Source organism: Pectobacterium nicotianae, assembly GCF_023272715.1.
Taxonomy (GTDB): Bacteria; Pseudomonadota; Gammaproteobacteria; order Enterobacterales; family Enterobacteriaceae; genus Pectobacterium; species Pectobacterium brasiliense.
This window is the reverse complement of sequence record NZ_CP096821.1, coordinates 1,178,158-1,197,562: the sequence shown is the minus strand read 5'-3', so window position 1 is coordinate 1,197,562 and position 19,405 is coordinate 1,178,158. Positions and strand designations below refer to the sequence as shown.

Here is a 19,405-nt window from a genome sequence, read left to right as displayed (position 1 = left end):
AAAAAACACGTGATGCCCCTGTCTTTGTCTATAAGAGACAATAGATTAACCGGGGCAGTGAGAAGAATTTATTGACCAAACATTTGTTTGATCCAATCAGCGACACCTTCTCCGTTTTGCTGGTCCTGCTGCGCTGAAGGCTGTGGCTGGCTCGCCTGACACAGTGCCTGCGGATTATCCGTCCAGACCGGCAGTACGCGTCCGGCGCTGCTGCCGTTGCAGATAAAGTTACCACTAGCATCCACCGTCATGGTCGTAATGCCTTCCGGCGGCGTTAGCATTAACGGCAGCGGCGTTTGGTTTTCCAGATAGCGACGATAAATCGTCAGCGCACCGTTCGCCCCAGTCAACTTGGCCGGACCGTTGTTATCGCGCCCTACCCAGCTAATCGCCACTTCTTTACCGTCGATCCCAGCAAACCAGCTGTCACGCAGGTCATTGGTGGTACCGGTTTTCGCCGCCAGATGATAATTCGGGAATTTCACCGCCAGCGAACGCGACGTACCACGTTCGACAACCTGTTGCATGCCATACAGCGTCAGATAAGCCGCCTGCGCCGGAACCGCGCGTTCCGCCTGCGGGAAGCTCTGGTACAACACCGTACCGTCTTCAGCAATCACCGAACGCAGCGAGGAAAGCGGAGCGCGGTTGCCGCCGCTGGCGATCGTCTGGTATTCCTGCGCCACTTCCATCGGTGTCAGGCTGATCGCACCCAGCAGCATCGCCGGTACAGGCTGAATCACGTTTTCCGGGATCCCTAAACGCTTCAACGTTTCCGTAATCTGATTCAGCCCCACGGCCATACCCAGATTGACGGTCGGGACGTTCAGCGAGTTCGCCAGCGCATCGACCAGCATGACGCGGCCACGGAACTCACGATCGTAGTTCTTCGGCTGCCACAGTTGTCCGTTAGACTGTTTGATCGACAGCGGTTCATCCGCCAACCAGGTATTCAGACGATAGGTGTCCGGCTGGCTCAGCGCGGTCAGGTAGGTTGGCGGCTTCGCCAACGACCCGACGGGACGACGCGCCTGTAGCGCACGGTTAAACCCGGCGTACTGCGTTTGAGAACCGCCAACCATCGCGCGGACTTCGCCGCTGAAGCGATCGACAATCACCATCGCCGCTTCCAGATCGCTGACGTTACGCCCTGCACGCAGTGCCGGAACTCCAACTTCCACCGCTTTTTCCGCCGCATCCTGCGAGACCGGGTCGAGCGTGGTAAAGATCTTCACGCCAGAGAGATCGTTAACCTTGTCGCCAAGCCGCTGTTGCAGTTCCTGACGCACCAATTGCATAAACGCCGGCTGCGGGCTGATGACGCCACCTTTCGGCTGTACGCCCAGCGGACGCGCGCTCAGCATGTTGTACAGATCGGCATCAATAACCTGCTGATTCTGCAACAGACGCAGCACCAGATTGCGTCGTTCCAACGTAATCTGCGGGTTGCGCCATGGGTTATACAACGACGCCCCTTTCACCATCCCCACCAGCAGCGCCTGCTGATCGAGGCTCAGTTCATTCACCGGGCGGCCAAAGTAATACAGGCTGGCAAGCGGGAAGCCGCGGATCTGATCGTTACCGCTTTGACCGAGATACACTTCGTTCAGATACAGTTCAAGGATGCGATCCTTGCTGTAGCGATAATCCATGATCAGCGCCATATAGGCTTCGTTAGCTTTACGCCACAGCGAACGCTCGTTAGTCAGGAACAGGTTCTTAACCAGCTGCTGCGTCAGCGTACTGCCGCCCTGAACCGCGCGCCCCGCCGTGATGTTCGCTAAGAACGCACGACCAATGGAGTACAGGCTGATGCCATCGTGTTCGTAAAAGTGGCGGTCTTCGGTCGCGACCAGTGTATCAACCAGCAGATCGGGGAAACCGGCACGCGGCACAAACAAACGCTGTTCGCCATTCGGCGATTGCATCATGGTGATCAGCTTCGGATCGAGGCGGAAAAAGCCGAAGTTACGCTGGTTGTCCAGATTCTGGATCTGCGACAGGCGATCGTTGGCAAACGTCAGCCGCGCCTGAATCTGCCCTTCTTTCCCATCGGGGAAATCAAACGGACGGCGCAGCATATCGATGCTGTTGCCACGCACGCTGAATTCACCCGGACGGGTAATGCGGCTCACCTGACGGTATTGCATGCCTTCCAGCAGGCTGATCATCTCTTTCTGGCTGTAGGCCATGCCCGGCTCAAGGTTGACCATGCGGCCATAGACAGCGGCCGGCAACTGCCAGACTTTGCCTTCAATACGGCTACGGATCTGGCTGTCGAGGTACACACCATAGATCGCCATCGCCACGGCAAAGATCAGGAACAGCTTAATCGCCAGCCCCAGCCAGCGACGTCTTCTCTGCGGTTTACGCGTCATGGTGTCATCGCCGTCGTAATCATCATCGTCGTCATAGTCGTCCTGATAATCGTCATAATCTTCATCATCATAGTCGTCATCCCTGCGACGTCGTATCGCCTGCTTGCGTTCAGGCTTACGTTTTGGCGCTCTCCCTTTGCGTCCGATAGGTTCGCGGTCATCCCGAGACATTACAATCACTTCTCCATCAGGTTGTTCACGGCTATCTGCTCTGCGCTCAAGCCGCCTACTCTGTTTCCAGCCCCTTGTTTGCGAAAGCGGAAACGTCTGAAATTAGTGGTTCTGATATTTCTTGGTACGTCTCGTCGGAGCCGTATTCGCCGGATCGTCCGGCCAGACATGCTTGGGGTAACGCCCCTTCATCTCTTTTTGCACCTCGCGGTACGTGCCTTGCCAGAATGCCGCTAAATCCCGCGTAATTTGTAGTGGACGCTGTGCGGGTGATAAAAGTTCCAATACCAGCGCCACCCGACCTTCCGCCAGCAGCGGGCTCTGCTGCTCACCGAACATTTCCTGCATCCGCACCGACAGTACCGGAGGCTTATCGTCATAATAGGCGATAGGCAAGCGACTGCCGCCAGGTACCGTGTAGTGCGTAGGCAGCGCGCTATCCAGCCGTTGGCGCAGCGACCAGTCCAGCAGCCGCAATAGCGCATCGCTCAAATTGATCTGATGCAGCGCCCGTAAATCACGCACGCCGACAAGTGACGGCTGTAGCCAGATGTCCAGCGTTGCCAGCAGCGCTTCATCATCCACTCGCGGCCAGTCAAGCTCCGGCAACCACTGGTGAGCACACTGTAGCCGCGCGCGTAGCTGCAACGCCGTGGCGTCCCAGTTTAATGCATCAATCCCCTGTTCCCGAATCCAGGATAACAGCGCCTGCTGCAGTGCTTCATCGGAAGGCTTGTTCAGCGGGCGTGTTCGCAGGGTCAGGCAACCTATCTGGTCACGCTGGCTGGCGCGCAGAGTACCCTTTTCTTCGTCCCAGTGCACCACGTTATGTTCATTTATTAGTCCGGGTAGCCGCCGTTCCAGGCGCTCAATATCCAGCGGCAACGCCAGCAGGATCCGCGCCTCCGCGCTTTGCTTGTTTTGCACTAATCGATCGTTCTGTAAGAGCGCCGGAGCCAGCAGCCACTCAGTACCCGACAGCGCCTCATCAGCCGACATCATCGCGCCGCTGCCGTTAGCAAGCTGGTAACGTCCATCCTGACTGCGCCGCCGGGCGATGCGGTCGGGGAAAGCCTGTGCCAGCAGCCAGTCAGCTTCTCCGATATCAATTTGTCCCGAAGCCGTCGATAAACGGCGCGTCAGCTGCTTTGCCCGCCGCAACCAGTGTGGCAATGGACGATGCAGCCAGTCAGCCAGATTAATCGATCCGCTACGCGGCGGTTCTTCGAGGATCGCCGCCAGACATCCGGCAGTTGCCAATGCATCTGAACCTTTCTGTGACGCGGCATACAGCATCGTCGCCAGTCGGGCATCGCAGCCTAACGTGGCGATCTTCCGCCCCTCGGCGGTCAACCGATCCTGTTCATCGGTAATACCAAGCTGGCGTAGCAGCTGGCGTGCGGCATAAAGCGCAGGAGCGGGTGGCGTATCTAGCCAGGTTAATTGCGCCACATCGGTACAGCCCCACTGTAATAAATCCAGCCAGACGCTGCTTAAATCACTGTTCAGTATTTCGGCTTCGCTTTGCGCCGCTGCGCGTTCTGCCTGTTCACGTGAGCACAGATGCCAGCAAATACCGGGGCTTAAACGTCCGGCACGCCCGGCTCGCTGCACCATCGACGCCTGACTGACTCGCTGCGTCACCAGTCGCGTGACGCCGCTTTTCACATCAAAGCTGGCGACGCGCTCAAGGCCGCTATCCATCACCAGCCGGATTCCTTCAATTGTCAGGCTGGTTTCAGCAATATTGGTGGCTAACACCACCTTACGACGACCCGGCTCCGCGGGCAGAATCGCCTTTTGCTGCTCCGCCAACGTCAACGCACCATATAAAGGGCAGAGATCCGTCTCGCTCGATACGCTATTTTCCAGCAGCGCCTGCACGCGGCGAATCTCCGCAACACCGGGCAAAAAAAGCAGCAGCGAACCGTCTTCTTCACTGAGCAAACGCCGCACCTGACGCGCAACGCCCTCTTCTAAACGCTCCTGATTATTCAGCGGCGCATAACACCGTTCTACCGGATAGCTACGACCTTCGGAAACCACGCAGACGGCTTCCGGCAGCAGCGCCGCCAGCCGCGCATTGTCGAGCGTCGCGGACATAATCAGCAGTTTTAAATCGTCACGCAGCCCTTGCTGCACATCAAGCAGCAGCGCCAATGCCAAATCAGCCTGCACGCTGCGCTCGTGAAACTCATCAAGGATAATCAGCGCCACGCCTTGCAGTTCCGCATCCTGTTGCAGCAGGCGAGTCAGCATCCCTTCGGTGACGACTTCCAGCTTCGTTGCGTCACTCACGCGGCTTTCCGACCGCATGCGATAACCTATCGTCTGTCCCGGTTCTTCACCGAGCTGCTGCGCCAGCCGCCAGGCCACGCTCTTCGCCGCCAGACGGCGCGGTTCCAGCATGATGATGCGCCCGTTCACATTGCCCTGTTGCAGCAATTGCAACGGCAGCCAGGTCGATTTCCCCGCCCCTGTTGGCGCATTAAGCAGCACCTGAGGCGCGGTATGTAGCGCCGTTATGACATCATCCAGCACAGCGCTGACGGGCGGTAAAATCACAGACATCTCCGTATAAAGTTAACTTTCAGCGGCGAGCATTGTAGCATCTGGATGAATGTAGCATCTGATGGAATCAGAACAGAGAGATCGCCATGTCAGCCACACGCCGCCTGTTTTTTGCCTTATCACTGCCGGAAACCACACAGCAAGAGATTCTCCGCTGGCGTGCCGAGCACTTCCCTCTGGAAGCCGGTCGTCCGGTCGCGGCGGCCAATCTTCATCTGACGCTGGCGTTTTTAGGCGATGTCAGCGAGCAAAAAGCGCAGGTTTTGCAAACGCTGGCAGGCCGCATCCGTCAGCCCGCCTTTTCCCTTACGCTGAATGACGCCGGACACTGGCCGCGCCCTGGCGTGGTCTGGCTGGGCTGCCGCCGTGCACCGCGCGGGCTGTTACAGTTGGCGGAACTGCTGCGTTCTCAGGCGGCGCGCAACGGCTGCTATCAAACGGCATTACCGTTTCACCCGCACATTACGCTATTGCGCGGCGCGACTCGCCCGGTTGCGATTCCCCCCGCCACCTTTAGCTGGCAAGTCGACATGACGCACTTTTCGCTTTACGAGTCACTTTTCGACAACGGCAAAACCCGCTATCAACAGCTGGAAAGCTGGTCATTTATTAAATAAGAGAATAGTTAGATATACCCTAAATAATTCGAGTTGCATGAAGGCGGCAACCGAGCGAACCCCCAGGAGCTTACACAGGTAAGTGACTGAGGTAAGTAAGGGCAGCCAACGCACAAGCAGCTTGAAGTATGACGGGTATAAACGAACAAAACAGGATACGCATGAACTATACCCCACGTTTACAACCTGCCCGGTTGATTAAACGTTACAAACGCTTTTTGGCCGATGTCGTGACCCCGGAAGGCGAGACGCTTACGCTGCACTGTGCGAATACCGGTGCGATGACGGGCTGTGCAACACCGGGCGATACTGTCTGGTACTCCACATCGGATAACCCTAAGCGTAAGTATGCCCAGAGTTGGGAACTGACTGAAACGCAACAAAATCACTGGATTTGTGTCAATACTCTGCGTGCCAACACATTATTGTACGAAGCCTTATTGGAGAATCGCATAGAAGAGCTGGCAGGCTACCCGGACGTAAAAACGGAAGTAAAATACGGTACGGAAAATAGCCGAGTCGACCTGCTTTTACAGGCGCCGGACAGGATTGACTGCTATATTGAGGTGAAATCTGTCACATTATTGCAACATGAATGTGGTTACTTTCCCGATGCGGTGACACTCAGAGGGCAAAAGCATCTGCGTGAACTGCAACAAATGGTTGCCAATGGAAAACGCGCAGTCCTTTTTTTCGCCGTGCTCCATTCAGGTATTCAGCAGGTTTCTCCCGCCCGGCATATTGATCCACGCTATGCGGAATTATTTACAGAAGCACAACGGGCAGGGGTTGAAATTTTATGTTACGGCTCCACATTATGCCCTGACGGTATTACATTGACGCATAAGCTACCGTTGTTGGGATGACGTACAAGCATTGCATAACACGCCGAACGTACCACTAAAGGCGTAACACATTGTTTATTATTTAATGTAAGCAGGTTGTTCCTCACACTTTATCAGGCCGGTGTCAGGAAGCATTGCCAACCCCATCTTCATCTGCTATTTATAGCGGCCTGTTTTTTCCCCCTTTGGGGCCGATATACCCAGATAGCTGAAGTTATGGCCAACAACGCCGCAATTTCACTGCATAAAAGGGTATTATGCGTGTCGTGTTATGTAGGAGAAGCAACATGCAAGAAGGGCAAAACCGTAAGACATCTTCTCTGAGCATTCTCGCAATTGCCGGAGTAGAGCCGTACCAGGAGAAGCCGGGCGAAGAGTATATGAACGACGCTCAGCTGGCTCATTTCAAGCGTATTCTTGAAGCATGGCGCAACCAACTCATGGATGAAGTGGATCGTACGGTATCGCACATGCGCGATGAAGCCGCTAATTTCCCGGATCCCGTGGATCGCGCAGCGCAGGAAGAAGAGTTCAGTCTCGAACTGCGTAACCGTGACCGTGAGCGCAAGCTGATCAAGAAAATCGCCAAAACGCTGGTGAAAATCGAAGATGAGGATTTTGGATTCTGTGAATCCTGTGGCGTCGAGATTGGCATCCGCCGTCTGGAAGCACGTCCGACCGCCGATTTGTGTATCGACTGCAAAACGCTGGCAGAGATACGCGAAAAGCAAATGGCAGGCTAATTTTCCTGTCCAGAATCGGCTCCTGCCCGTCGCGGGGGCCGACTCCAGGAACGCTACCGCTGATGAATGATGTTCATCACTCTATCTTCTGTCTGGATAAAGCGCTGACGAGATAGCATCAACCTCTTATGTCTGGAACAATTGGCTTCACCGAAACGCATCGTTACGTCGGGCGTTTTGCTCCCTCTCCTTCTGGTGACCTGCATTTTGGCTCACTGATCGCCGCACTAGGTAGTTATCTGCAAGCGCGTTCCCAACAAGGGCGCTGGCTGGTACGCATTGAAGACATCGACCCGCCACGGGAAATTCCCGGCGCAGCCTCCCGCATCCTTGCACAATTAGAACATTACGGCTTGTATTGGGACGGCGAGGTGATGTACCAGTCACAGCGGCATGCGCGTTACCGCGAGATCCTTCAGCAGCTTCGACAGCTGGGAATGAGCTACTACTGCACCTGTACGCGTAGCCGTATTCAGCAGCTAGGTGGACACTATGACGGTTATTGCCGGACGCGTAACCTGCCCTCCGATAACGCCGCGCTACGCCTGCGCCAGACAACGCCGGTATTTCATTTTCACGATAAATTGCGTGGCGAGCTGTATGCCGACACGGCACTCGCGCAGGAAGATTTTATTATCCACCGCCGCGATGGGCTGTTTGCCTATAATCTGGCCGTCGTGATCGACGATAACGATCAGGGGATTACGGAGATCGTGCGCGGCGCCGATCTGATCGAGCCGACAGTGCGACAAATTTCGCTCTATCAGCAGTTGGGCTACGCGATCCCTACCTATGTTCATCTGCCGCTGGTGCTGAATACCGAGGGCAATAAACTTTCCAAGCAGAATCATGCACCAGCACTGCCGAATAGCGATCCACGTCCCGTGCTGCTGGCTGCACTGCAGTTCTTGAACCAACCGCTGCCGGAGAACGGTCAGGAGATGACGCTTTCCTCACTTCTGGCCTGGTCTGTCGCGCACTGGTCCCTTGATGTTGTTCCGTTACAGGCGGCAATAAACCCGTCCGCGATCACATCGGCATTCTCAAAGGGGCATTGGTGAGCTATGATTAGCCGCTATTTTTAGTGACGCACTCTCTTTGGCCGTCACATTTGCAGGCCGTCGCTGGGTCGACGTCAAAAACGTTTCCCAGAAATTTTTTGCTGTGCCGTTGATTTATCCATCACTATCGAGGTGTATTATCTTTTCCCGAGTTGCTAATTTTTGTCGTAAGGTACTGAATCGTGAGAACGAAATGGTCGAATCAGAGGAACCGCGCCAGCATCTGACGGTGATTCCGCGTGACCAACATACTATTTCACGCAGCGATATCAGCGATAACGCGCTGAAAGTACTTTATCGCCTGAACAAAGCGGGCTACGAGGCTTATCTGGTTGGCGGCGGCGTACGCGATCTGCTGCTGGGCAAAAAGCCGAAAGATTTTGATATCACCACTAACGCCACACCCGATCAGGTGCGCAAATTATTCCGCAACTGTCGTTTGGTCGGGCGTCGTTTCCGTCTCGCCCACATCATGTTCGGGCCAGAGGTGATTGAAGTTGCCACGTTCCGTGGTCACCACGAACAGCATCAGGAACAGCAAGAAATCAAAAACTCCTCTCAGCAGGCCCAAAGCGGCATGCTGTTACGCGACAATATTTTTGGTTCCGTTGAAGAAGACGCCCAACGCCGCGATTTCTCGATCAACAGCCTCTACTACAGCATTTCTGATTTCAGCGTACGTGACTATACCGATGGCCTGAACGATCTGCGTCAGGGCGTCATCCGTATGATTGGCGATCCTGAAACACGCTACCGTGAAGACCCGGTGCGTATGTTGCGCGCCGTCCGTTTCGCCGCCAAGCTGAACATGACGGTCAGCCCGGAAACCGCTGAGCCGATTCCTCGTCTGGCCTCATTGCTGCACGATATTCCTGCGGCGCGCATGTTTGAAGAGTCGCTGAAGCTGCTTCAATCGGGCTATGGCTATCCAACCTATAAAATGCTGTGTGAATACCAGCTGTTCCAGCCGCTTTTCCCGCTGCTGAGTCGCTACTTCACACCAAACGGCGATTCCACATTGGAGCGCATGGTTGCACAGGTGCTGAAAAATACCGATCAGCGCCTGCAAAATGACATGCGAGTCAATCCGGCGTTTTTGTTTTCCGCTATGCTGTGGTATCCGCTGGTTGAGCATGCACAAAAGCTGGCTCAGGAAAGCGGTCTGGCCTACTTCGATGCCTTCTCGCTGGCGATGAACGATGTACTGGATGAACAGTGCCGTTCTCTGGCCATTCCTAAGCGCATTACGTCTTTAGTTCGTGATATTTGGCAGTTGCAAACGCGTCTGTCTCGTCGTCAGGGTAAACGCGCTTATAAGCTGATGGAACACCCTAAATTCCGCGCCGCGTATGACCTGCTTTGCCTGCGTGCCGAAATCGAAAACCATCAGGAGCTGCTGCGCCTGGCTCAGTGGTGGGGAGAATTCCAGGTTGCCGCACCGCCGCGTCAGCAAAACATGCTGAAATCGCTGGATGATGGCCCGACACCACACCGTCGTTCCCGTCCTCGTCGACCGCGTAAACCGACTGCGGCACGCAGAGATCAAGCATGACGATCCGTGTGTATCTGGCGCTGGGCAGCAATCTTGCCCAGCCTTTGCAACAGGTGCGCGCAGCATTGTCTGCGCTGGACGCGATTCCACACACTCGCGTCGTTTGCTGCTCCTCATTTTATCGTAGCCGTCCGCTTGGCCCGCAGGATCAACCAGATTACCTCAACGCCGTCGTTGAACTGGAAACCACATTAGCGGCCGAATCGCTGCTGGATCACACACAGGCTATCGAGCTGGAACAAGGTCGCGAACGCAAGGAACATCGCTGGGGTCCGCGCACGTTGGATCTGGACATTCTGCTGTTTGGCGATACCGTCATCCAGACTGAACGTCTGACCGTGCCGCATTACGACATGAAGAATCGTGAATTCATGCTCTACCCGCTCGCAGAAATCGCCCCTGAGCTGATATTCCCCGACGGCGAAACCCTCGCCCAGAGGTTAAGCCATGTCGACCGCAATGGTTTGACACTATGGGATAATAAAGAGTGGGATAATACACAGCGGGATACTGAACCGTATGATGACGAGAAGCTGACCGGAACATTCTGCCACTAATCATCCCCCCATCTGTAACTTGAAGCGCGGCGGGTATATCGCTACACGTCAGCTTACATTAGAATGTCCCCCTCAATTCTTCGCCCTATTGACATAGGAAGACCGTCATGAAACCGACGACTATCTCCCACTTGCGCCAATGGAAACAAGATCAGCGAAAATTCGCTACGATTACCGCTTACGACGCCAGTTTCTCTCGCTTGTTTTTCGAGCAAGGCATCCGCGTGATGCTGGTGGGTGACTCACTGGGAATGACCGTGCAGGGTCACGATTCCACATTGCCCGTGACCACACACGATATCGTTTACCACACGCAGTGTGTCCGCCGTGGCGCACCACTGGCGCTGGTTCTCTCCGATATGCCTTTTATGACCTATGCCACGCCAGAACAAACGTTCAGCCAGGCCGCCGAGCTGATGCGCGCAGGTGCAAATATGGTGAAGCTGGAAGGCGGAAGCTGGCTTGCACCGACGGTAAAAATGCTGACCGAACGTGCCGTGCCAGTTTGCGGTCATCTGGGTCTGACGCCGCAGTCCGTTAATATCTTCGGCGGCTATAAAATTCAGGGCCGTAGCGAAAGCGATGCCAATCAGCTACTGGCCGATGCGCTTGCGCTTGAAGAAGCGGGCGCACAGCTGCTCGTGCTGGAATGCGTGCCTGTCGCGCTGGCCAAGCGCGTAACAGACGCCTTGTCGATTCCAGTGATCGGTATTGGCGCTGGCAACGTGACAGACGGGCAGATTCTGGTCATGCATGATGCCTTCGGCATTACCGGCGACAAGACGCCTAAGTTTGCCAAGAATTTTCTGGCGCAAAGCGGTGGTGATATCCGCGCGGCTGTACGCCTGTATGCACAAGAAGTCGAACAGGGTCTCTACCCAGCCGAAGAACATTCATTTCATTAAAAAACGAGCATTCCGTTAATCGGACTTATACCCTAAATAATTCGAGTTGCAGGAAGGCGGCAAGAGAAAGAATCCCGATGAGCTTACTTGAGTAAGTGATTCGGGTGAGTGAACGTAGCCAACGCACATGCAGCTTGAAGTATGACGGGTATATTTTTTAGGAGTACGAGCGTGTTAATAATCGAAACCCCTCTGCTGCTGCGCCGCGAGGTTCGTCGCTGGCGTCAGGAAGGGAAACGCATTGCTTTAGTTCCCACCATGGGTAATTTGCATGACGGGCACATGACACTGGTCGATGAAGCCAGAGCGCGTGCTGATATCGTTATTGTCAGCGTTTTTGTCAATCCTATGCAGTTTGAGCGGCCAGATGATTTAGCCCGCTACCCCCGGACGTTGCAGGAAGACTGCGAGAAATTGAATCGCCGCGGTGCCGATCTGGTTTTCGCACCGAGCCCGGATGTGATATACCCCAATGGACTGGAGTCGCAAACGTTTGTCGATGTGCCCGGCCTGTCTTCCATGTTGGAAGGTGCCAGCCGTCCCGGTCATTTTCGGGGCGTTGCGACCATCGTCAGTAAGTTGTTCAATATGGTACAACCGGATGTCGCCTGCTTCGGTGAGAAAGATTACCAGCAGCTAGCGCTGATTCGGCAGCTTGTCCGCGATATGGGCTATGGCATTGATATTATTGGTGTCCCTACCGTGCGTGCCAAAGACGGTTTGGCATTGAGTTCGCGTAATGGCTATCTCAGTGCGGAAGAACGCCAGCGGGCGCCGTATGTTCATCAGGTGATGATGGACATGGCGACACAGTTGGACAACGGCGATCGCCAGATAGACACCTTGCTGGAGCAGGCGGCAGACAAGCTGCGTGAAGCGGGCTTTACGCCTGATGAACTGTTTATCCGCGATGCAGATACGCTGCAACCACTGAGCGCGGCCAGCACGCGTGCAGTGATTTTGATGGCTGCCTGGTTAGGCAAGGCCAGATTGATTGATAACCACCAGGTCGATTTGACTGTATGAACCGAGGTAACAAAGCGATGATACGTACCATGCTGCAAGGCAAGCTGCACCGGGTCAAAGTAACTCAGGCTGACTTGCATTATGAAGGCTCTTGCGCCATCGATCAGGATTTTATGGATGCCGCTGGCATTCTGGAATACGAAGCGATTGATATCTATAACGTTGATAACGGCCAGCGTTTCTCTACCTACGCCATTGCGGGCGAAAGAGGTTCACGCATTATCTCTGTGAACGGCGCCGCCGCTCGCCTTGCCTGCGTGGGCGACAAACTGATTATCTGCTCCTACGTGCAGATGTCCGACGAACAGGCCAGAAGCCACAGCCCGAAGGTTGCCTATTTCTCTGGCGATAATGAGCTACAGCGTCAGGCAAAAGCGATTCCGGTTCAGGTTGCCTGATCGCTTTAGATAAGCAAAAGGCGGTGTTACCACCGCCTTTTCATTTACAGAATTAGCACACTACGTCCGTAACCCGCGTCCGCGTTCAATCAGCCACCAGACCAGCAAATAAAACACCACGATAAAGGCAATCAGCACCGACATCGTGAACAGCAGCGGTACATCCTGAATCCCGAGGAAGCCATAGCGGAAGCCGCTAATCATGTACACCACCGGGTTCAGCTTGGAAACGGCCTGCCAGAACGGCGGCAGCAGCGTCAGCGAGTAAAACACCCCGCCCAGATAGGTCAGCGGCGTTAACACAAACGTCGGAATCAGGCTGATATCATCAAAGGTTTTTGCAAACACCGCATTCAATAAGCCTGCCAGCGAGAACAGTGTCGCCGTCAGCAAGAGCGTCAGAACAATGATCCACCAGGCATGAACATGCAGCGGGACGAAGAACAGCGATACGGCAGTCACCAGAACCCCGACACACAGGCCACGTGCAATCCCCCCACCAACATAGCCCGCAATGATCACGTGAGTCGGCACTGGCGCGACCAGCAGTTCTTCAATATTGCGTTGAAACTTGGCGCTGAAAAAGGAAGAAGCGACGTTAGCATAGGCATTGGTAATGACCGCCATCATGATCAGGCCCGGCACGATAAACTGCATGTAGGTAAAACCGTGCATATCACCAATACGTGAGCCGATCAGATTGCCAAAAATAATGAAATACAGCGTCATGGTGATCACTGGCGGCACCAGCGTCTGAATCCAGATACGCCCAAATCGAGTGACTTCTTTCACCCAAATACTCTGTAGCGCTACCCAATACAAATGCATCATGCCTTTTCTCCCTTACCGTTCGCCCCATCCCCATTAACCAAGGTGACAAACAGCTCTTCCAACCGGTTCGCTTTATTACGCATACTCAATATCGTTATCCCCTGCGCGCTTAACTGGCTGAATAACGCATTCAGACCTTGCTCACGCATCACATCCACTTCCAGCGTTGACGTATCCACCAGGCGGAACACATAGCCTTCCAGCTGTGGCAGCGGGCTTTTCGCCGCCAGATCGAAAATAAACGTTTCGGACTTCAGCTGAGCAAGCAACTGCTTCATCGAGGTGTTCTCCACCAGCTCTCCCCGCTGGATGATCCCGATATTGCGGCACAGCATTTCCGCTTCTTCCAGATAGTGCGTCGTCAGAATAATCGTGGTGCCCTGCGCATTCAGTTCCTTCAAAAAGCCCCACATGGAACGACGTAATTCGATATCCACGCCTGCGGTCGGCTCATCAAGAATCAGCAGCTTAGGCTCATGCATTAACGCACGCGCAATCATCAGACGACGCTTCATCCCGCCGGACAACATCATCGCTTTTTCGTTGCGTTTCTCCCACAGATCGAGCTGTTTCAGGTATTTTTCGGCACGCTGCAATGCATCCTGACGTTTCACGCCATAATAGCCAGCCTGATTAACCACAATCTGTAATACCGTTTCGAAAGGATTGAAGTTAAATTCCTGCGGGACCAACCCCAGCTGGCGTTTCGCATTCACTTTGTCCAGCTCAAGGTCATAGCCGAAGACGCGAACTTTACCGGCCGTTTTATTCACCAGCGAGCTGATAATCCCAATCGTGGTCGATTTTCCCGCGCCATTTGGCCCCAGAAGCGCATAGAAATCCCCCGCTTCCACGTTCAGGTCGATCCCCCGTAGCGCCTGGACGCCTCCCGAATAGGTTTTGGTTAGTTGCGCCAGTTCCAGTGCATATGTCATAAGAAATGGATTGCCTTATTATCAGTGAATTCTACAGATTCGAAGTGTGACAAATAAATACTCTAAATAATTCAAGTTTCAGGAAGGCGGCAAGAGAAGGAATCCCGATGAGCTTACTCAGGTAAGTGATTCGGGTGAGTGAACGCAGCCAACGCACAGGCAACTTGAAGTATGACGAGTATAAACTATCGTTTTTCAAACGACGCATGTTGCCTTATATTACTCCTCACTGCCCCTTGTTTGTTACAGGTCATTTACTTTCATGAAAGAAATTGAAACGCTCATCGCCAATAACCAGCTTTGGTCTAAAACGATGGTGGAAGAGGATCCTGGCTATTTTGAACGTCTGGCGCAGGCACAACGTCCCCGTTTTCTATGGATTGGATGCTCGGACAGTCGCGTACCTGCGGAAAGTCTGACCAGCCTTGAGCCTGGTGAACTGTTTGTTCACCGCAACGTCGCCAATCTGGTTATTCACACCGACCTCAATTGCCTGTCTGTCGTGCAATATGCCGTCGAAGTTCTCGAAGTCGAACACATTATCATCTGCGGCCACTACGGCTGCGGTGGTGTTCAGGCTGCGGTGGAAAACCCGGAACTGGGTTTGATTAACAACTGGCTGCTGCATATCCGTGATTTGTGGTACAAGCATAGTTCGCTGCTGGGGGAATTGCCTCCCGAACAGCGGCTGAATACGCTCTGTGAAATCAACGTTGTCGAGCAGGTTTATAACCTCGGCCACTCCACCATCATGCAGTCCGCCTGGAAGCGTGGTCAGAAAGTCACGATCCACGGTTGGGTCTACGGTATTCAGGATGGCCGTCTGCGCGATCTGGAAGTGACGGCGACCAACCGGGAGACGCTGGAACAGCGTTATCGCCGCGCGATTTCCTCCCTGCCTTGATACGCTGTCTGACGCCCACTCGCTGGGCGTCGCTCACGGCATCGGCCTTACTGATACGCTATTCCTGTGGAACAACCTTGCCGACGTAAGGTAAATGGCGATAGTGCTGGGCATAGTCGATGCCGTAACCCACAACGAATTCATCGGGGATCGAGAACCCAACCCACTCGACTTTCACCGCCACTTCACGGCGATCTGGTTTGTCCAGCAGCGTACAAATAGCCAGCGATTTTGGCTCGCGCAGTTGCAGAATTTCCCGCACTTTGCTCAGCGTGTTGCCCGAGTCGATAATATCCTCAACGATCAACACGTCTTTGCCGCGAATATCCTCGTCCAGATCTTTCAGGATTTTAACATCGCGCGTACTGTTCATACCGCTGCCATAGCTGGATGCCGTCATGAAGTCCACTTCGTGAGGGACATCAATCGCCCGACATAAATCGGCCATAAAGATAAACGATCCGCGCAATAGTCCCACCAGCACCATATCGCTGCCGCTATCACGGTAGTGTTCGCTGATCTGTTGCCCCAGTTCGGTAACCCGCGCCATCACTTCCTGCTCAGAAATCATGACTTCCACGGTATGTTTCATCATACTGATAACTCTTTGAAGTAAGGTATTCAGCACCCTCGGTAGAATGACAGACTCATTATCGATGATGCGCCAATGCTGACTTTTGAATCAGTCTGGGCAATGCCCAAGCGCGCGAAGTATATCAGAAACCACACCATGAAGGAGACACCATGAGCACACCACCAGTGGATGTTTGCTACAAAGTGAACGCCCCGCTTTCCAGTCAGCAGTTCATTGAGCTGTTGGCGAAAACGTCATTGGGGCCGCGCCGCCCGCTGGATGATGAGACGGCAATTGCAGGTATGCTTAAGCACGCCAACCTGCTGGTTTCCGCCTGGCAAGGGGAGACGCTGGTTGGGATCGCGCGCAGCGTGACGGATTTTCATTTTTGCTGCTATCTGTCCGATCTGGCGGTATCAGAGGACTGTCAGCACGCGGGAATAGGCAAGAAGCTGATTCAACAAACCGCTCAGCAGCTTGAAAAAGGCTGCAAAATTATTTTGCTGGCCGCGCCGCTGGCGGTGGATTACTACCCGAAATTAGGGTTTGAAAAGCACAATAGTACCTGGCTCATGCCTGCGTCAGACCTGCACACAGAGGCATAATCATTTCGTTTCAGGGCCGTCAGCCGGACTGCTGACGGCGGGTAAAGCAGGATACAAGACTGGCGGATCCGTCTTAATGCTTAAACGCACCTGCTGCCCCGGTTCAAACCAGTTGCCAGTCTGCACCAGCAGCATCAGTTCTCCCATCTTCACCCGATACAAGTTTGATGTGCCCATGAATAGCCTATCTTCGATAGACGCCGGGCCATCGGGATCGAGCGCCAACGCCACGTCTGCCGGGCGTACCATCCAGTCGCATTGTGAATCCATCGGCTGATTGAGCGGATGGGTCGCCTGATGATCGCCCAATGGGCTTTGCCATTGATGGTCGCTCATAATTTTCACAGGCAAATAGTTCGTATTCCCCATAAAATCAGCCACAAAGCGGCTATTCGGGCGATGGTACAGCTCGGATGGATAGCCCTGCTGCATAATCTTCCCTTCATCCAGCAGAATCAGATGGTCGGCGCAGGCAAAAGCTTCCTCCCGACTGTGTGTAGCGAAAACAGCCGCAACATGACGCCGCTTGAGAATCTGCCGCAATTCGGTGATCAGGCGATAGCGGGTCTGGCTGTCCAGACCGGGAAACGGCTCATCCAGCAACAGCAGTTTCGGCTCACAGGCCAGCGCCCGGGCAATCGCCAAACGCTGCTGCTGTTCATTCGATAGCTCGTGTGGATAACGTGCGGCAACCTCATCCAGTTGCAAAAGCGTCAGCATCTCCGCACAAATTGGCTTCGCCTCGCTGTCCGGACGGCCATATAAACCAAACGCAATGTTGCCTTCCACGGTGAGATGCGGAAAGAGCGCGTAGTCCTGAAAAATCAGACCAACCTGACGCAGCTCGGGCAGGACGTACGCTTGCGGCGAGCTGACGGGTTCACCTTCCAGAAAAATCTTGCCTTGAGTAATCGGCAGCAGGCCAGCGATCACCTGTAATAGCGCCGTTTTACCACAGCCGTTTCGCCCCAACAGGCAGATCGTCTCATCATCACGCACGGCAAATGAGATGTTCTCCAGCACGGGAGACTGCTGCAACGTACAACTTACTGCCTGAACGCTCAGAATATCTATCGGCGCGGCCATGTGATTATCCTTTTATATTCAGTGCGCGATTCAGCCAGAAAACAGGGATTAACCCTACCGCTACCAGCACCAGCGCAGGAAAGGCAAATGACGCAATCTGCTCATCCGCCGTAAAGCGGAAAACATACGTTGCCAACGTATCAATCCCAAAAGGGCGCAGTAGCAGCGAGACATTCAGCTCTTTCATACTTTCCGTAAAAATCAGCAGCGCCCCGATGAACAGGCTGCGGCGCAACAGCGGGATATGCAGGCGCGACCAGCGGCTGAGGGGAGAAACGCCCAGTACAAGACTTGCACTGTCCAGCGATCGCGGAATGCCTTCCATGCTGCGCTCAAGGCTGTCCAGCATCAGACGCCCAAATTTAACGCTATAGGCGAGGATGAGAATAAACAGCGATCCCGCCAGCAAAGCCTCCGCGGGAGGTAACCCCGCCGCGTTGGCAAACAGATTAATTCCGCTGTCCACCAGCGACAGTAGGGTAAACAGTCCGACAGCCAGTACCGCGCCGGGCAAAGCAAAACTCAGACTGACCAGCCGAACCGGTGTCTGATTGGCAAATATCCCAGCCGTGCGCGTGTAAAAGATAAACGACAGCGCCATTAGCGTAATGATGATAGTCGCGATGGCAGAGGCTAACAGGCTATTCATCACCGCATGGAGGAACGCCATATCCCACACTGACATCATATGTCGGAGCGCCAGAAAGAGTAGATATAGCACCGGGAACAGAAACGACAGACAAACGATGCCCCAGCAGTAACTGCGAACCGCCTTGCTGCGCCACCCGCTCAACACAGGCGGAACCACCTGAGAAGGATTGGCTTGAGCTTGATAAATTCTCTGCTTGCGACGCCAGACATTAACCAGAAACATCAAGAGGAAGATCGCAGGCAAAATCAATACGCCAACGCGTGCCGCCGCGCCGAGATCGCCCTGCTTCTGCCAGATATCCAGCACCTGCGTTGTCATCGTTGGGGTATCAAGATAAGACGCCGCGCCATAATCGCCCAGCGTTTCAACCACCACTAGCGCGCCACCGCAGGCAATCGCAGGCAGTGCAATCGGCAAACATAAGCGGCGTAAAACCTGGGTACGTGTTTGATTCAGTAATCGAGCCGAATGAATCAAGCTGGCAGGCTGTTTCGCCAGCGCTTCACGCACCAGCAGGTAAATATAGGGATAAAGCACCATCGCCAACACCAGACTTATGCAGCCCAGCGAAACGGGTAGCCCAGCGATGTGGGATTCCCCCCACGACAAGGCTATCTGCAGCCCGCCTTCCTGCAACAACCGGGATAGGTGCCGTAGCACATCGGTATAAAGGTAGGCGAGTAGAAACGCAGGCATCGCGAGCGGCAGGCAAAGCGCCCATTGCAGTACACGATGACCGGGAAAACGGTACATGGCGATAAACCAGGCGGAAGGCAACCCAAACAGCAGGCTGAAGAAAAGCGTGCCAATCACGATGACCGCTGAATGTATCAGATAGGTGGGTAACCCGATTTGCCACAGTTGGCTAAATCCCATCCCATCGGCAAAAAAAGCCTGATAAAAAACCGTTGCTAAAGGAAGCAGCAACAGTCCCGCCAACAACCAACTACTGACGCGCCAGACACCGGAGATCATAGAATAAAAACTGTATTAG

The 19,405-nt window shown here is 54.2% G+C and carries 18 protein-coding genes; 11 read left to right on the top strand and 7 right to left on the bottom strand.

The window, feature by feature from the left end:
• Positions 1–68: 68 nt before the first annotated feature.
• Together mrcB and hrpB are read right to left on the bottom strand one after the other, a co-directional pair.
• Positions 69–2,549, bottom strand: a complete 2,481-nt coding sequence (gene mrcB, locus MYB54_RS05295; protein WP_039523475.1) for a bifunctional glycosyl transferase/transpeptidase — start codon at positions 2,547–2,549, stop codon at positions 69–71.
• A 102-nt stretch (positions 2,550–2,651) separates the two neighbouring features.
• Positions 2,652–5,114 (bottom strand): ATP-dependent helicase HrpB, encoded by a 2,463-nt coding sequence (hrpB, locus tag MYB54_RS05290; RefSeq protein ID WP_248721601.1) that lies wholly within the window; start codon positions 5,112–5,114, stop codon positions 2,652–2,654.
• A gap of 92 nt (positions 5,115–5,206) precedes the next feature.
• Here hrpB and thpR point away from each other — a divergent pair, with 92 nt between their 5' ends.
• The 9 genes from thpR to panD all read left to right on the top strand — a co-directional run bounded on the left by thpR (position 5,207) and on the right by panD (position 12,824).
• Positions 5,207–5,737 carry an RNA 2',3'-cyclic phosphodiesterase gene (gene thpR, locus MYB54_RS05285; RefSeq protein WP_248721600.1) on the top strand — a complete coding sequence of 177 codons (531 nt, stop codon included), beginning with the start codon at positions 5,207–5,209 and terminating at the stop codon, positions 5,735–5,737.
• A 161-nt stretch (positions 5,738–5,898) separates the two neighbouring features.
• A complete protein-coding gene (sfsA, locus tag MYB54_RS05280; RefSeq protein ID WP_014916279.1) occupies positions 5,899–6,603 on the top strand; it encodes a DNA/RNA nuclease SfsA in 705 nt (234 codons plus the stop codon).
• Positions 6,604–6,869: 266 nt separating this feature from the next.
• Positions 6,870–7,325, top strand: a complete 456-nt coding sequence (gene dksA / locus MYB54_RS05275) for an RNA polymerase-binding protein DksA (protein ID WP_005969032.1) — start codon at positions 6,870–6,872, stop codon at positions 7,323–7,325.
• 128 nt (positions 7,326–7,453) lie between these two features.
• Complete coding sequence (gene gluQRS, locus MYB54_RS05270; protein ID WP_248721599.1) at positions 7,454–8,386, top strand: tRNA glutamyl-Q(34) synthetase GluQRS; 933 nt, start codon at positions 7,454–7,456, stop codon at positions 8,384–8,386.
• 139 nt (positions 8,387–8,525) lie between these two features.
• Positions 8,526–9,938, top strand: coding sequence for a polynucleotide adenylyltransferase PcnB (gene pcnB / locus MYB54_RS05265; protein WP_203450564.1), 1,413 nt, complete (start codon positions 8,526–8,528; stop codon positions 9,936–9,938).
• Positions 9,935–10,495: a 2-amino-4-hydroxy-6-hydroxymethyldihydropteridine diphosphokinase gene (gene folK, locus MYB54_RS05260; protein WP_248721598.1), complete on the top strand. Its 561-nt coding sequence runs from the start codon at positions 9,935–9,937 to the stop codon at positions 10,493–10,495. Before pcnB ends, folK begins: the two co-directional genes overlap by 4 nt.
• A gap of 107 nt (positions 10,496–10,602) precedes the next feature.
• Complete coding sequence (gene panB / locus MYB54_RS05255) at positions 10,603–11,400, top strand: 3-methyl-2-oxobutanoate hydroxymethyltransferase (RefSeq protein ID WP_119872181.1); 798 nt, start codon at positions 10,603–10,605, stop codon at positions 11,398–11,400.
• 171 nt (positions 11,401–11,571) lie between these two features.
• Positions 11,572–12,426: a pantoate--beta-alanine ligase gene (gene panC / locus MYB54_RS05250; protein ID WP_248721597.1), complete on the top strand. Its 855-nt coding sequence runs from the start codon at positions 11,572–11,574 to the stop codon at positions 12,424–12,426.
• 17 nt (positions 12,427–12,443) lie between these two features.
• Positions 12,444–12,824 carry an aspartate 1-decarboxylase gene (gene panD, locus MYB54_RS05245; RefSeq protein ID WP_014916285.1) on the top strand — a complete coding sequence of 127 codons (381 nt, stop codon included), beginning with the start codon at positions 12,444–12,446 and terminating at the stop codon, positions 12,822–12,824.
• Between the two features lie 60 nt (positions 12,825–12,884).
• Here the strand turns inward: panD and MYB54_RS05240 are convergent, their stop codons facing one another.
• Entirely contained in the window at positions 12,885–13,655 is a 771-nt protein-coding gene (locus MYB54_RS05240) for an ABC transporter permease (RefSeq protein WP_014916286.1), read from the bottom strand.
• Positions 13,652–14,590, bottom strand: coding sequence for an ABC transporter ATP-binding protein (locus MYB54_RS05235; protein ID WP_014916287.1), 939 nt, complete (start codon positions 14,588–14,590; stop codon positions 13,652–13,654). The genes MYB54_RS05240 and MYB54_RS05235 overlap by 4 nt, the downstream gene beginning before the upstream one ends.
• Before the next feature lie 262 nt (positions 14,591–14,852).
• Here MYB54_RS05235 and can point away from each other — a divergent pair, with 262 nt between their 5' ends.
• On the top strand, positions 14,853–15,494 hold the full coding sequence (can, locus tag MYB54_RS05230) for a carbonate dehydratase (RefSeq protein WP_010280785.1): 642 nt from the start codon (positions 14,853–14,855) through the stop codon (positions 15,492–15,494).
• A 58-nt stretch (positions 15,495–15,552) separates the two neighbouring features.
• Here can and hpt read toward each other — a convergent pair whose 3' ends face one another.
• Positions 15,553–16,086 carry a hypoxanthine phosphoribosyltransferase gene (gene hpt, locus MYB54_RS05225; RefSeq protein ID WP_187290703.1) on the bottom strand — a complete coding sequence of 178 codons (534 nt, stop codon included), beginning with the start codon at positions 16,084–16,086 and terminating at the stop codon, positions 15,553–15,555.
• Between the two features lie 152 nt (positions 16,087–16,238).
• On the opposite strand from hpt, the gene MYB54_RS05220 reads away from it, so the two are divergent.
• Complete coding sequence (locus MYB54_RS05220; protein ID WP_180775379.1) at positions 16,239–16,673, top strand: GNAT family N-acetyltransferase; 435 nt, start codon at positions 16,239–16,241, stop codon at positions 16,671–16,673.
• Here the strand turns inward: MYB54_RS05220 and MYB54_RS05215 are convergent, their stop codons facing one another.
• Together MYB54_RS05215 and MYB54_RS05210 are read right to left on the bottom strand one after the other, a co-directional pair.
• A complete protein-coding gene (locus MYB54_RS05215) occupies positions 16,674–17,759 on the bottom strand; it encodes an ABC transporter ATP-binding protein (protein ID WP_248721596.1) in 1,086 nt (361 codons plus the stop codon).
• Between the two features lie 4 nt (positions 17,760–17,763).
• A complete protein-coding gene (locus MYB54_RS05210) occupies positions 17,764–19,386 on the bottom strand; it encodes an ABC transporter permease (RefSeq protein WP_248721595.1) in 1,623 nt (540 codons plus the stop codon).
• Between the last annotated feature and the right edge of the window lie 19 nt (positions 19,387–19,405).

Coding starts and splice junctions, on each gene's coding strand:
- mrcB (WP_039523475.1), bottom strand. CDS start 2,549: ATGTCTCGGGATGACCGCGAACCTATCGGACGCAAAGGGAGAGCGCCA.
- thpR (WP_248721600.1), top strand. CDS start 5,207: ATGTCAGCCACACGCCGCCTGTTTTTTGCCTTATCACTGCCGGAAACC.
- sfsA (WP_014916279.1), top strand. CDS start 5,899: ATGAACTATACCCCACGTTTACAACCTGCCCGGTTGATTAAACGTTAC.
- dksA (WP_005969032.1), top strand. CDS start 6,870: ATGCAAGAAGGGCAAAACCGTAAGACATCTTCTCTGAGCATTCTCGCA.
- gluQRS (WP_248721599.1), top strand. CDS start 7,454: ATGTCTGGAACAATTGGCTTCACCGAAACGCATCGTTACGTCGGGCGT.
- folK (WP_248721598.1), top strand. CDS start 9,935: ATGACGATCCGTGTGTATCTGGCGCTGGGCAGCAATCTTGCCCAGCCT.
- panB (WP_119872181.1), top strand. CDS start 10,603: ATGAAACCGACGACTATCTCCCACTTGCGCCAATGGAAACAAGATCAG.
- panD (WP_014916285.1), top strand. CDS start 12,444: ATGATACGTACCATGCTGCAAGGCAAGCTGCACCGGGTCAAAGTAACT.
- MYB54_RS05240 (WP_014916286.1), bottom strand. CDS start 13,655: ATGATGCATTTGTATTGGGTAGCGCTACAGAGTATTTGGGTGAAAGAA.
- MYB54_RS05235 (WP_014916287.1), bottom strand. CDS start 14,590: ATGACATATGCACTGGAACTGGCGCAACTAACCAAAACCTATTCGGGA.
- can (WP_010280785.1), top strand. CDS start 14,853: ATGAAAGAAATTGAAACGCTCATCGCCAATAACCAGCTTTGGTCTAAA.
- hpt (WP_187290703.1), bottom strand. CDS start 16,086: ATGAAACATACCGTGGAAGTCATGATTTCTGAGCAGGAAGTGATGGCG.
- MYB54_RS05220 (WP_180775379.1), top strand. CDS start 16,239: ATGAGCACACCACCAGTGGATGTTTGCTACAAAGTGAACGCCCCGCTT.
- MYB54_RS05215 (WP_248721596.1), bottom strand. CDS start 17,759: ATGGCCGCGCCGATAGATATTCTGAGCGTTCAGGCAGTAAGTTGTACG.
- MYB54_RS05210 (WP_248721595.1), bottom strand. CDS start 19,386: ATGATCTCCGGTGTCTGGCGCGTCAGTAGTTGGTTGTTGGCGGGACTG.